Below are 11,507 nucleotides of genomic sequence, written 5' to 3'. Positions count from 1 at the left end.
ATGGTGGCCAAACTGATCAAAGGATGGGGTAATCTTAGAAATGGTAACTCACGCTCACTCTCACCATACGCGGCTCAACAGGATGATAATGCTGATCTTCTACCCCTTCGGCGGCTTCACTAAGTAAGCGTGATTCATAGAAATAATCTATGTCATGATCTTTACTATCGAACACATTGAGCAGCTCAAGCTTAGTGTCGAAGCAGCGGAACTCGTATCCTAGCGCGAGGTTAACTAATGTGGTCGCATCGGCCTTGTGATCATTGAAACTGTCGAGCACCCGCTCGCCAAGGTGGCGCACGCGTACACTCGAATACAGGCCATCGCCGTCGGGTCGATAGGTGATGCCCGCACTGGCAACAAAAGGAACCGCGCCATCGATATACTTGCCCTCTTCGAGTTCATTTTCAGTGAATCTCGCATTGGTCCAAGCCAACTCCATATCGATACTGATGGCATCATTCAGCCAATAATAAGCCGTTAATTCAGCACCATAACGTTCAGATGCGCGACTCGGTTCAGTGTTACCTGCATCGCCGACAAACACGAGTTCTGAGTCTAATTGCAGATACCAAAGCGCGGCGGAGAAATTGATAAAGTCCCTATCATAATATTTCACCCCAAATTCGCCGCCATTGGAGCGCACGAGCAGATCGACTTTCTCGACCTCATCGCCACTCACGGGATCGACGCTAATGGTCGCACCACGGGCATCGTTCGAATGTAGCCCTTGGCCTGCATTCACATATAACTCAAGATTATCGCTCCACAAATAGGAAGCGCCCGCCTTAAGACTGAACATACCATCGGACGCATCGCCACTGTTCAGTGGATTATCACTGTCGACCTGCACATCAAAATAGTCGTAACGCAGCCCAAGGTTGAAGCGCCATTGCTCTACGGGCAGCCACTCCACTTTGCCAAATATACCGCTCGACAACTCTTGCACGTCATCGAGCCTGACGGTATTCAGCCGTTGTCGCGCCTTAGTGTTATACAAACCCACTGCGCCAATATCGTCATAACGTACATCGCCGCCCACACTGTAATTCAGTTGAGTGCCACCGAGGTAAGTTTGCCAGTCGCGTTTCAGATCGCCGCCCCAAAGCGTACGCTCATCGACTTGCTCAAACTCATCGCCATTAACGGGGTCGTTTAAGAAGTAAGTAAAATTAGAGAATAAATTCATGGTCGAGCGAATGGCATACACATTTCCCTGCCAATCGCCCGCATCGTAATTGGCTGACACGCTATAGCGGCTTGAATCACCGCCGACGTCTTTATCTAACGATCCGTAAAAATCGATTAATCCAGAATCTACCGCACGGGCAGGGATCTGATCCGCCGAATTCCAGCTGTTGTCATAGGCCATCATAGTCACGCTCAAGTCACCCTCACCGAGCCGAGTTAAATAACGCCCCACCAAACTGACTTTACTCACATCCTCATCAATATCAGTCCACGGACCATCATAGGCTTGTACTTCACCGCCAAGAATAAACCGCCCCATATCAGTGTTTAACTCCTGCGTCGCCACAAGCCGCTGGTAACCATATTCCCCAAAAGTCACGCCCATTTGGTTGTGGGGCAATTGATCGGCAAGCAGCAATTGGGCGGCACCCGCACCGGAAAAATCGGCCACCTCAGGATAATAAGCGCCTTTGGCATAACGGATCTCACCAATAAGTTCTGGGATCAAAAAGTTAAGATCCGTATAACCCTGACCATGTCCGTGGGTACGCATATTCACCGGCATGCCGTCGACGCGGGTATTAAAGTCAGTGCCATGGTCCAAGTTAAAGCCGCGTAAGAAATACTGATTCGCCTTACCTGAACCACTGTGCTGAGTGACTATCATCCCAGGAACAAATTCGAGGATTTCGCCGGTTCGTAATAGTGGTCGACTCTCGATTTCTGCCGCGCCGACTATCCCTTCAGATGCTGAGGTGCTATGGCCTAAGGTATTAATCTGCCTGCCGCGCACTTCAAGACGTTCGATATTGTCTGTCGCCGCATCTGCCATAACCACGCAGGATAAACTACAGAGGGGTAATAACCATGCCATTGATATCCAAAGTTTTGATAAGCGCATTCCTGATAATTCACGTCCCGACTTCATCCTTTATTTCCTACTACAGGTGATAGATGACGCCGATTTAACGCCTAATTCACACGGAAAAAGCCGATCAAGCTCAAACTCTGATGAGTAAAAAACCAGCAAAATACCGGCAAATGCTATTTCCATGTGCTGTATCGCACATTTTTAAAAGCAAAAGGACAAAATGTCCGCCAGCAGATCACATTTCAATATCCTATTGATGCGAGCTCATGGAAACGGATGGTTAAACTTGAATAAAAATGAACCCATTTATCAGGCTAGCTATACTTTAGTTAACTCAACACGGTTAGGGACTGGTTATGCAGCGACGGAGCAATATGCGCATTTGGAGTGTGTTGATAGGCTTATTCTTTTGTATCTCTGTTCATGCAACCAGTAAATCCACAGCAGAAACTACAGCGGTACTTGCTGATAAACCTATCATTACCATGGCGTTTTATGAGGACCCAAAACACAACTTCTACTTTAAATGGGCTGAACTGATTTACACCCAAGCTTTTGAACGCTTAGGTTATGGCTTCTCCTATCAAGTGGTTCCCGCTGCCCGCGCCAGTATGATGGCGGACTCAGGAAAAGTGGATGGTGAGCCGGGGCGCGTATTTCGTTATGGCGAGAAGTTTACCAACCTCATTCGCATCGAGGAACCAGTTGTCGATACCCATTTAATTGCCTTCGCACACAATCCCAAAATCAAGATTACCAACTGGCAAGCACTGCAAAAGAGTCGATATAAGATCGAATACTATCGAGGCGTGTTCCTCGCAGAACAAAAGCTAAAGGGACTCATTCCAGAGGAGCGCCTGACTGAATCCTCATCCCCTGTGAGCTCTTTTCGTAAAATGCTCCGCAACCGAATCGATATCTATATTGATACAGAGGCAAGCTCATTGGATCTATTACAAACGCCAGAGTTTCAAGGTAGCGAGATCATCGCGATTGCCACCCTAGAAGAACTCACCAGCTATGGTTACTTAAATAAACGTCACGCGGCACTCGCCGTTAATCTTGCTCGGGAGCTAAAACAGATGAAGCAAGAAGGTATATTTGACACCTACAAACAACAGGCCCAAAAATCGCTTAATAATGAAATGAATCATGGCGATACCCCAGAATAAATCAGCATCGAATGTAAAAGTCGTGGCTTACTTTTCCCCACAGAAGATGGCACTAATGTAAAAAGCCTGTTCAATCATACTGAACAGGCCATGTATTCGATGAAAAAGCGCATAAAACTCACCTACAAAACCTAGGTTAAACCTTACTTATTTGCTTGCGAGTTTACGCCAACGCAACCCATCGCGAATCACCTCATAGCCAGGGAACATAGCGGCAATCACTAGACTATAACTTAGCCAATGTTCTAACTGTAATAACGTAAATTCCCCATTTAATTCAGCGCCTTGGTTTTGTACTTGGTTTTGTAATAGTGGCGAACCAAAGGCCAGAAAGACTAAGAACGAGGCATAAGCAAGATTGATCCCCATATTCGTCAGTAACAATTCAGTAGTCCACACTCGGCGGCGTAGTTGCCAGAGACTATTCGCCATAGACAGTAAAATAATAGGGCTAAACCATTGCAACAATTGCTGAGCATTGGCGCTGAAAATCACAGTCCGCGCGGCTAATTGCTCGCTACTCATCCACACAGAACACCAGATCACAAGCAAGAGAAAAAGATATGTCGCCAGATCGGTAAACACATCGCTTAAACTAATATGCTGCCAACCGGGCCCAACCTTAGGCAAATTCTGCGGCTGCCATTTTTGGCAATTGCTGCCAGATAGGGGTTTCCCCTGAGCCGAGAAACTCCAAAAGGCCAACAGGATAGCGGTAAAGGCAAGACAGGCATCGCCGATAAAACCTTTGGCAATATGGTGGATAAATCCTAATAGGTCCCCCTCTGCAGAGCCCAACCATTGAGTCGTGCCGCCCACAACCTGCAGCACAAACAAGACCCCAAGCACAGTGAAAAGTGTATGTTTAAAAAGCGGAATATCCTCAGAGGCAATAATAGGCACTGCCGGAACAAATTGCTGCGCGACCTTACAGGGATGACCCATTTGCTTTAATACCGCGACAATTTGCGCTTCAGTCAATTCACCTTGTTCAGATAGGGCATCCAATTGGTCGCAGATATTGGCTTTTAATTCACGGCCTATTTCCTGACGTTTGTTCTCAGGCAATTCTCGCTGCACCGCGGCGATATAGCGATCGACTAATTCCATATCAAATCTCCTCTGCACTCTCGTCTGAGCTTTTCATATCAGAGCCATTAGTGTCAGCGCTTTGCTCCAGTAAAAAAGCCAAGGCGCCATTAAGTTGCTGCCATTCATCGGTAAGTTGACTGAGCAACTCAGCGCCCAATGACGACAATTGGTAATAACGACGCTCACGCCCTTCGGCCTGTCGCCACTCACTATCCAACAATCCTTGATCGGCTAGGCGGCGCACTAAGGGATACAGAGTCCCTTCGTCAATATCAATACCACCTTCCTGCAACTGTTTGCGGAGCGAATAACCATAGTGGGCTTGTTTTAATAATCCCAGTACCGCCAACACTAATACCCCACGGCGCAACTCGAGTCGCATTTTGACTAGCTGTGAACTTGTCATTGTCGAATTCCTGTCCTTAACACTGTGTCACACACACTGTGTGCCACACAGCAAATACTATGTAGCACACAGTAAAATTGCAAGTTTTCATGCGCATTTTTTGATCACTTTATTTATTATTAATGCAATCTATTGTTTGTATTGAATTTACAAAAATGCCAACCGTTCCTGCTAAGTGCTCACATTTCCCCACCGCCATACACTCAATGCGAATGAGTCACACATAAGCAAATTCAAGATAAAAAATTGCAAAACTTCCTTTGCTTGAGTAACTTAGCTGCCAACATTGAATAGCCGATTCGTCAACCTAAGTACGGTTTGCTCCTTAAAAAAGATAAATCGGAGCGACTCAAGTAAGTATTGATATTCAATAACTAAAAATATTAAGCGGTTAAATTAAGGACATAGAAAATGCTCATGGATAGAGGCGTACTGGTACGCTGGAACGATGAAAAGGGATTTGGCTTTATTCAGCCTGAAAAAAACGCAGCCCAAGATGTGTTTATTCACATTTCAGTGCTGAAAAAGATGGCGAGAAAACCCATAGTGGGCGACAGCATTCTGTATCAAACGGAAGTGCAAAATGATGGCAAGAGAAAAGCGGTTATCGCCTCAATTGAAGGCGTCGCTGTCGTTGCAGCGAGTGTAACACCGCGCTCCCACTCTCATGTCCAATCACGCAATGAAAACTTCAACTTCAATAACAAAGACAAAGCGCATCACCATAACTCACGAAAATCGTCCTTTAATACGATAATCCCGCTGCTAATCATCGTGGCCATAGTTATCTTTGGCTTTAAACAATACCAAGAATTCAACGAAGCTCCTGCAATCGATGAAGTACCTGTCCTCACGAATGAAGACATTCAGCCAATGCCCATGTATGAAACTAAAGCGCGAACACAAGCAACGGCAACACCAAGTTTCCAATGTGAAGCGGGTAAAACCCATTGCAGCCACATGAGTTCCTGTGCTGAGGCGACTTTCTACATCCAAAATTGCCCCAATACTCAAATGGATGGTGACGATGATGGCATTCCCTGCGAGCGCCAGTGGTGCAGTTAGCGATACGACACCCATGAATTCATACCCATAACAACTTCCAAATGGCAACGTATGCACACCGACATCATCATGCACATTGATTCACCTGAGATGCTTGAGTCCATGTTAACTGAGCATGCGGCGGTGCTGTTGTTATTTGGTGCGCCGGACTGCGGTGTGTGCCAAACGCTCAAACCGAGAATTGCAGAGATGTTGGCGCAAGCGTTCCCGCTGATGCGGATGGCCTATATTGATTGCCAAGCCCAAGGTGAGATAGCGGCGAGCCGCAATGTATTTGCCTTGCCGGTGGTGGAATGTGTGTTTTATGGCAAAACCTTTGGACGGTTTTCCAAGGTGTTTTCGTTAGCGGATATTCGAGGGGCGCTTGCCCGCCCCTACGCTTTAACTGTGACGGAATAATCCAAATTAAACGATGATATTATTTGTTTACCAAGGGTCTAAACCCAGCGTAATGCACTGACTTATCGAGCTTAACCTGTGCTGCAGGCATGCCCATAAGACGTGTTGATCTAGGTGCTGCTTTAGCTTTACCGCTGCAACCACAGCCGTCACCTGTAGAATGACAACATCCGCCCTTGGCTGCATGTTTGAGTGAAGCGCGGCCTTGGGATGCATCCGTCAATCTAAGATTAAGATCCGCCGTTTGTGCAAGTAAAGTCACCACTGTTTGACTCGCACTGCCTTTGCTCACACTAATCCCCGCATCTAGCAACTTTCCTAACATGCGCTCACCGATATTCTGCACAAGTACAATGTCGGTACCTTGTTGAATAATCAGCTCTAATAAGGCTTTTTTAGCACTACAGTCACCCTCAATTGCCGGGTTATCGACCAGCTTAATCAGCTGAAACTGTTCATTATAAAAGCCAATTTGTAGGGCTTTCGTAAAGTGACTGGCGAGGCGTTCGCGGCTCATCGGCATGGCAATAATCATGATAAATCCTTGTCTGTTTGGGTTGGCAGCCTCAAGGCTTGACCTTGAGTGATAGCCGTCGCCACCTTTTTACGGGCATTGGCGAGAAGGTATCCAAAGGTTTGCCGAGAGATCCCCATCAAGGCCGCGGCTTCGATCTGGCTTAATCTTTTAACGTCACCCAGTTCGAGGGCCTCAAACTCATCGGCCTCTAATTGAATATGAGTTAATTTAACCGCAGGGATCCCATTAGGCTTAAATAGGCTACAGGGCACACAGCTCGATAATTGACGGCATTTTTTGGGTCTTGGCATAAATGTTTTTATCTTTAAGTCGTCTTATATGTCTTGAAATCGTGTTTTAGGTCTTAGTGCACATCTTCGGTACTACGAGTGACACTCGGGCTCATCTCGCTAAGGGAGTCCATAATTCTGGATTCTCAAGCGTGATAACTGACTTGATGAATAAGTTCAGTGGATGAACCATAAAACTGTCACGAGTTTCTGGCATAGGCCAGAAACTATTATTCGCGCCAACGACATTAAAAACTGTAGGACGGCTCACAGTTACCTATATCAAGCATGACTAATTAACAGAACGGCTGTCTGGCGTAACTAACACACTCAATGGCTAGCGCCCTGTAAGGTCAATCTTAACCTGCATTGGTGGTGCCGAGGGATAATGACAAACTCTGCAAACAAATAAGCAGCCGTTAAGCCGCTGTTATTGATGATGTTCATGGATTTAAACGGGTGAAATCCTCAGACTCACAGTAGTTCACCTGTACCGAATAGCCGTCATCTTGCTTGATAAAATCGACAAAGTTTTTAATCGCAGGTAGGGCATCTTCCCTATGGTGCGACACGTACAGCAATTGGCTCAGATGATGCTCGGCTATCATCTCCAGCGCCCGCATCACTAAGGTGCGATTGATAAAATCTAAGCCCTGATACGGCTCATCTAAAATCAGCAACAGTGGCTGTTTAATCAAGGCGCGACCTATCAGCAGTAACCGCTGCTGACCATAATCGAGCTTCTTAAAGCTGGTGCTCGCCAGCCCTGTCATGTGCAAAATCGCCAACCATTCCTTCGCCAAATCTAGCTGAGGTTTAGTGGGTTTATGGTACAAGCCAATAGAGTCAAAAAAGCCCGAAAGCAGCACATCTAATGCCGAGCAACTGACGCGATATTGCAAGTGTAGCGCCGACGATACTATGCCAATCCGTTGTTTAATCTGCCAAATACTCTCGCCGCTTCCGCGAGGTCGGCCAAAGAGCGTGATGTCATTGCTATAGCATTGGGGATGGTCGCCTAAAATCAGCCCCAGCAAAGTGCTTTTACCGCAGCCATTTGGGCCGCGAACTTGCCAATGTTGCCCCGCCTCGATGCGCCAATTCACGCCGCTGAAAATCAGCCCACTGACATATTCCACTCTGCCATTTTTAATCTCGACCAGAGGATCAAACGCCTCGGCGTTGTGCCTTTGCCGCTCCATCAAGGCCAAGAGTTCATCGCTACGTTGCGCCGATAACGCATTCAGCTGCGCCATCACAGGATGATTGTGCCATTGCTCAATCGACATCGACGGGCTGAGTTTGTGCACACTCTGCCCCGATTTGAGCATCTCACCATTAAACAGCGCCACATGACTGATGCACGGCGGCAATTCTTCTTGGCGAGAGGTAATGATCAGCAACTGGCTATGCTCGGCCACTTCACTCAGCAGCTCAGATAAACTCGCCTGATGTTCAGCATCGAGCCCAGCATAAGGGTCATCTAAAATCAGCAATTGCGGTAACATTGCCAGCGCACGTGCCAGCATGACTCGGCGTGTTTCACCGGTCGATAATTGCCGAAAACCGCGCCGACGCAGAGGCTCAAGCCCAACCTTTTGTAATAATGCTGGGAGTTGCTTGGCATCTTGGCAGCATTCCAACACTAAGGATTCGACACTCGAACCGTAATCCAACTCGTCTTTTTCTAACTCGCGCTCCAGCAATGCTTGCTGCAACCCAAGTGACACCCAGCCGATACGTTGCGGTAGGCCAGAAATCGTCCCTTCATCGGGCAGAATATCACCCGTTAATATTCGCCCGAGCAAGGAACCGCAATAGCTGTCAGTCGCGAAAATCGCCCAGTGTTCAGCAGGGTGCAGCTGCCATTCATCGACGACTAGCACCTCATTATCACGCCCGTATCGTAACTGTTTAACCACAATACTTTTGTCTTGGTTCGCGACAACATCAAGCATAACCACAGTTCCTTTCTATTTTTAAGGGATGATAAAATCTAATGCGCTTAATGGCATAGGCAAAGCGTGGCAACATCCAACGGATACCCATGTGTGAGGCAACCACTCTGGCAGAACTGTGATAAAATCGGCACCTGTTTAACTTTCATATCAACAAGGTAATGCAATGAATCCCATTATTGCCATCTTAAAAGAACACAACGTCAGTGACGCTAAAATCCAAGAACTGTTTCAAACATTAACCGAAAATCCATTAATGGCGATGGGCACGCTCGGTCAATTAGGTATCCCAGCCGAAAAATTACAACAACTGCTGGGGCTAGTGATGCAGAAACCAGCCTTGATCAAAGAAGCCGTGCTTGAACTCGGTTTGGATTTCTCAAAAGTAGAAGCCGCAAAAGCCCAACTGCAAAAATAAGCGCAGACTGTTCAAGTTTGTAGCCATCATGCGCTAGGGGAATCCGCGTAACTCAGATCCCCTAGCGAATGTTAAAACCACTAAACCTCACAGCCATTGACGCTCAAAATGATTAATACCAAGTGAGCTAACTGTGTTGCGCCTGCCACTCCTCAATCGCCTCTTTCGCCGCTCGAAAAGCTTCAATCCCCGCAGGCATACCGCAGTAAACGGTGCAATGCAGTAAGACTTCTTGGATCTCTTCAACCGAGCAGCCATTGTTTAGCGCGCCCCGCACATGGCCCTTTAACTCAGTCGGCGCCTTTAATGCCGCCAGCGTCGCTATGGTAATCAAACTGCGCGTTTGCCTTGAAATGGCATCACGCACCCAAACTTCACCCCAGCAGTTCGCCGTAACTAAATCTTGCAGCGGCTGGGTAAAATCCGTCGCACTATTGAGCGCCTTATCCACATAGCTATCGCCCATCACAGCACGACGCACCTCAAGCCCCTTCTCGTATTGCTCATCGTTCATCGATGCATCCTTTTTTCTTATGTGATTAAGCTATGTGATTAGGCTTATTGAACCGCCGCCAACCAATCTGCCCTATATCCTTACCACCTATAACTGATAACTAACGTTAGATTGAGCGCACCCAAGAAACAAACTCTTCGGCGAGTCTGGGAGGGTTACAGGCCTCTGTCTGATCTGCGATCTCGTTATAGTACTCGAGCTCGTGAACTATGATGGGTACCGAACGACCGAAAACGCGACTAACGGTTAAGTTGGAATGGAGTGTAGAAGCGACAACGCATACTGCGGCAACAAATTGCTCGGTTATCTCCTGACCGAGCTCAAGGCAGCGCTCAAAATCGACATCTTCCTCCGCATCACTGTACCCGAGACCGAGATCGGCCACCCAGCGAGCTAAGATATCCGCAGTCTGAGAGTCAGAATCCCCAAAGACGAGGAGTTCGTTTTGAAGCCAGAAGGCATAGTTCCATTTTGCTTCGTCAGAGCTAGAAGCCTTTGGAATCGAGGCATGCCACTCGTCGACTGTGTTATAGCCGACGGTCAGCGTAGGTAGACGGGGATCGTCATATTCGTTGTTGATATAGAAAGACAATGCATAGATAGGCTCCGCCTCAGAGGTTGGTATACTCGCGAGCGCTTCGGTAATCGCACTCTGAAGCGCGGTAATCATTGGGATATTCATACTGGATTTCCTGCTCGTTTAATGCCGCATTTAGCGAATGAAAATAGTGCATTGTAATTGAGAATAAGAGCTTAACCCACTATTTTTGTTCAGCTTAAATGTCTACCAATATGTGAGTATTCAACCAATTTTCCTGTTATCTGTATGCCTTTTTACAAGCATACACTCTGCAAATTTAACAATGGATGGCTCGTTAAATTCGTTTGCTGCTCGTTTGCGGCATAACAGCGGAAGCTGATGATTAAGCACTGTCATTCCAGTGACGCGCCACCCTTTTTATTTCACAAGAAGTATCCATGAGGGCTCGACGACGGCATCTGCTGCATACGGAAGTGCAAATGCCGCGATCACATGGTCAATGATGTTCCAGACATCATAGTGACATTTCCCATATCCCTATGGGTCAGATATGAAAGAGCGGCCATGCCGTCAACGGTCACTTACATGCCAATGCTTAATCCAACCAACTATCCAGTTATCTGTATGCCTTTTTTACAAGCATACACTCTGCAAATTTAACAATGGATGGCTCGTTAAATTCAGGTTTTATTTTAATACTATTAAAAGCCAAGTCCCATCAATCAATATGAATTGTAATCAGCGTTAAAAAAGCCAACAAATAAAGCAGAAGAGTTGTCACAGCGTCAAACACGTTACAAGATGTGGCTGTCTTACTAAGCCCGCATTTGGTAACGCAACCATTATCCGCAGTGGTCGCCTAAGCCGCGCCGCTGACCACAGGATGATGGCTGCAGAAATGTGTATCAGCCCCAGCGTGTTAGCAAAGCTAGCGCCGCTGGATTATTTTGTGAACAATAATCAAGTGATCAAAAACAATATAAAAACTACACTAAGTACATAAATGTTCTGGTAAAAAACACAACACAAACGTTATTATTATGTTATGAACCAACATCTTTCTAAGAGTAAAG

12 protein-coding genes are annotated in these 11,507 nt (G+C 46.7%); 4 read left to right on the top strand and 8 right to left on the bottom strand.

Going from position 1 to position 11,507, the window contains the following annotated elements:
- Window positions 1–34: 34 nt before the first annotated feature.
- Complete coding sequence (locus tag Q4Q54_RS10540; protein WP_409438288.1) at window positions 35–2,092, bottom strand: TonB-dependent receptor; 2,058 nt, start codon at window positions 2,090–2,092, stop codon at window positions 35–37.
- 326 nt (window positions 2,093–2,418) lie between these two features.
- Between Q4Q54_RS10540 and Q4Q54_RS10535 the strand changes: the two genes are divergently transcribed.
- Window positions 2,419–3,234: a hypothetical protein gene (locus Q4Q54_RS10535; protein ID WP_311988414.1), complete on the top strand. Its 816-nt coding sequence runs from the start codon at window positions 2,419–2,421 to the stop codon at window positions 3,232–3,234.
- A gap of 147 nt (window positions 3,235–3,381) precedes the next feature.
- Here Q4Q54_RS10535 and Q4Q54_RS10530 read toward each other — a convergent pair whose 3' ends face one another.
- Together Q4Q54_RS10530 and Q4Q54_RS10525 are read right to left on the bottom strand one after the other, a co-directional pair.
- A complete protein-coding gene (locus Q4Q54_RS10530) occupies window positions 3,382–4,344 on the bottom strand; it encodes a hypothetical protein (RefSeq protein WP_306684525.1) in 963 nt (320 codons plus the stop codon).
- 1 nt (window position 4,345) lies between these two features.
- Window positions 4,346–4,732, bottom strand: a complete 387-nt coding sequence (locus tag Q4Q54_RS10525; protein WP_105251375.1) for a PadR family transcriptional regulator — start codon at window positions 4,730–4,732, stop codon at window positions 4,346–4,348.
- A gap of 411 nt (window positions 4,733–5,143) precedes the next feature.
- Between Q4Q54_RS10525 and Q4Q54_RS10520 the strand changes: the two genes are divergently transcribed.
- The gene (locus Q4Q54_RS10520) at window positions 5,144–5,797 is read left to right on the top strand and encodes an excalibur calcium-binding domain-containing protein (protein ID WP_263200634.1); all 654 of its coding nucleotides are present in this window, start codon (window positions 5,144–5,146) and stop codon (window positions 5,795–5,797) included.
- Window positions 5,798–5,848: 51 nt separating this feature from the next.
- Complete coding sequence (locus tag Q4Q54_RS10515) at window positions 5,849–6,196, top strand: thioredoxin family protein (RefSeq protein ID WP_263200635.1); 348 nt, start codon at window positions 5,849–5,851, stop codon at window positions 6,194–6,196.
- A gap of 19 nt (window positions 6,197–6,215) precedes the next feature.
- On the opposite strand, the gene Q4Q54_RS10510 is transcribed toward Q4Q54_RS10515, so the two are convergent.
- From Q4Q54_RS10510 to Q4Q54_RS10500, 3 genes are all read right to left on the bottom strand, one after another.
- Window positions 6,216–6,731: a NifB/NifX family molybdenum-iron cluster-binding protein gene (locus tag Q4Q54_RS10510; RefSeq protein ID WP_311988413.1), complete on the bottom strand. Its 516-nt coding sequence runs from the start codon at window positions 6,729–6,731 to the stop codon at window positions 6,216–6,218.
- Window positions 6,728–7,024: a DUF134 domain-containing protein gene (locus tag Q4Q54_RS10505; protein ID WP_012088215.1), complete on the bottom strand. Its 297-nt coding sequence runs from the start codon at window positions 7,022–7,024 to the stop codon at window positions 6,728–6,730. Before Q4Q54_RS10505 ends, Q4Q54_RS10510 begins: the two co-directional genes overlap by 4 nt.
- Before the next feature lie 422 nt (window positions 7,025–7,446).
- Window positions 7,447–8,961, bottom strand: a complete 1,515-nt coding sequence (locus Q4Q54_RS10500) for an ATP-binding cassette domain-containing protein (RefSeq protein ID WP_311988412.1) — start codon at window positions 8,959–8,961, stop codon at window positions 7,447–7,449.
- A 166-nt stretch (window positions 8,962–9,127) separates the two neighbouring features.
- Between Q4Q54_RS10500 and Q4Q54_RS10495 the strand changes: the two genes are divergently transcribed.
- Complete coding sequence (locus tag Q4Q54_RS10495) at window positions 9,128–9,379, top strand: DUF2999 family protein (RefSeq protein ID WP_006083102.1); 252 nt, start codon at window positions 9,128–9,130, stop codon at window positions 9,377–9,379.
- A 127-nt stretch (window positions 9,380–9,506) separates the two neighbouring features.
- Here Q4Q54_RS10495 and Q4Q54_RS10490 read toward each other — a convergent pair whose 3' ends face one another.
- Both Q4Q54_RS10490 and Q4Q54_RS10485 read right to left on the bottom strand, forming a co-directional pair.
- Window positions 9,507–9,893: a carboxymuconolactone decarboxylase family protein gene (locus tag Q4Q54_RS10490; protein ID WP_131524148.1), complete on the bottom strand. Its 387-nt coding sequence runs from the start codon at window positions 9,891–9,893 to the stop codon at window positions 9,507–9,509.
- Between the two features lie 106 nt (window positions 9,894–9,999).
- Window positions 10,000–10,563 (bottom strand): hypothetical protein, encoded by a 564-nt coding sequence (locus Q4Q54_RS10485; RefSeq protein WP_311988411.1) that lies wholly within the window; start codon window positions 10,561–10,563, stop codon window positions 10,000–10,002.
- Window positions 10,564–11,507 lie beyond the last annotated feature (944 nt).

The organism is Shewanella sp. SP2S2-4, assembly GCF_031932025.1.
Lineage (GTDB): Bacteria > Pseudomonadota > Gammaproteobacteria > Enterobacterales > Shewanellaceae > Shewanella > Shewanella baltica.
The sequence above is the reverse complement of the archived record's forward strand: the minus strand, read 5'-3'. Positions and strand labels throughout refer to the sequence as shown.

Bases quoted from the DNA above. Each gene is read 5' to 3' on its own strand.
- Q4Q54_RS10540 (WP_409438288.1), bottom strand. From the start codon at position 2,092: ATGCGCTTATCAAAACTTTGGATATCAATGGCATGGTTATTACCCCTC.
- Q4Q54_RS10535 (WP_311988414.1), top strand. From the start codon at position 2,419: ATGCAGCGACGGAGCAATATGCGCATTTGGAGTGTGTTGATAGGCTTA.
- Q4Q54_RS10530 (WP_306684525.1), bottom strand. From the start codon at position 4,344: ATGGAATTAGTCGATCGCTATATCGCCGCGGTGCAGCGAGAATTGCCT.
- Q4Q54_RS10525 (WP_105251375.1), bottom strand. From the start codon at position 4,732: ATGACAAGTTCACAGCTAGTCAAAATGCGACTCGAGTTGCGCCGTGGG.
- Q4Q54_RS10520 (WP_263200634.1), top strand. From the start codon at position 5,144: ATGCTCATGGATAGAGGCGTACTGGTACGCTGGAACGATGAAAAGGGA.
- Q4Q54_RS10515 (WP_263200635.1), top strand. From the start codon at position 5,849: ATGCACACCGACATCATCATGCACATTGATTCACCTGAGATGCTTGAG.
- Q4Q54_RS10510 (WP_311988413.1), bottom strand. From the start codon at position 6,731: ATGATTATTGCCATGCCGATGAGCCGCGAACGCCTCGCCAGTCACTTT.
- Q4Q54_RS10505 (WP_012088215.1), bottom strand. From the start codon at position 7,024: ATGCCAAGACCCAAAAAATGCCGTCAATTATCGAGCTGTGTGCCCTGT.
- Q4Q54_RS10500 (WP_311988412.1), bottom strand. From the start codon at position 8,961: ATGCTTGATGTTGTCGCGAACCAAGACAAAAGTATTGTGGTTAAACAG.
- Q4Q54_RS10495 (WP_006083102.1), top strand. From the start codon at position 9,128: ATGAATCCCATTATTGCCATCTTAAAAGAACACAACGTCAGTGACGCT.
- Q4Q54_RS10490 (WP_131524148.1), bottom strand. From the start codon at position 9,893: ATGAACGATGAGCAATACGAGAAGGGGCTTGAGGTGCGTCGTGCTGTG.
- Q4Q54_RS10485 (WP_311988411.1), bottom strand. From the start codon at position 10,563: ATGATTACCGCGCTTCAGAGTGCGATTACCGAAGCGCTCGCGAGTATA.